Origin of the sequence: Vibrio sp. 10N.261.52.C11, from assembly GCF_041471405.1 — a bacterium.
GTDB lineage: Bacteria > Pseudomonadota > Gammaproteobacteria > Enterobacterales > Vibrionaceae > Vibrio > Vibrio crassostreae_C.
In genome coordinates this window covers 1-294 of record NZ_JBFROI010000059.1, presented here as the reverse complement: position 1 = coordinate 294, position 294 = coordinate 1, and the positions used below count along the sequence as shown (strand labels likewise).

Annotated in this window: 2 tRNA genes; both read right to left on the bottom strand. The window is 46.9% G+C overall.

Features of this window, described 5'->3' with window-relative positions:
- Positions 1-82: 82 nt before the first annotated feature.
- A tRNA-Val gene (locus AB4323_RS19805) sits at positions 83-158 on the bottom strand.
- 28 nt (positions 159-186) lie between these two features.
- Positions 187-262 (bottom strand) — tRNA-Ala (locus AB4323_RS19800).
- Between the last annotated feature and the right edge of the window lie 32 nt (positions 263-294).

Sequence of the window (294 nt, the reverse complement as noted above, 5' to 3'; positions counted from 1 at the left end):
CCAAATTGTTAAAGAGCAAGAGTTTTAAGTGTTAAACTTTTAAACCCATTTTTAAATACTCTCTTACGAGAATGCTTAAAGATGGTGGGCGATACCGGGCTCGAACCAGTGACCCCCTGCTTGTAAGGCAGGTGCTCTCCCAACTGAGCTAATCGCCCATAAAGTTTTAATTCCTAATGGAAGGAATGGTGGAGCTATGCGGGATCGAACCGCAGACCTCCTGCGTGCAAGGCAGGCGCTCTCCCAGCTGAGCTATAGCCCCATATTTTTATTTCCTTGGGAGGAAATGGTGGG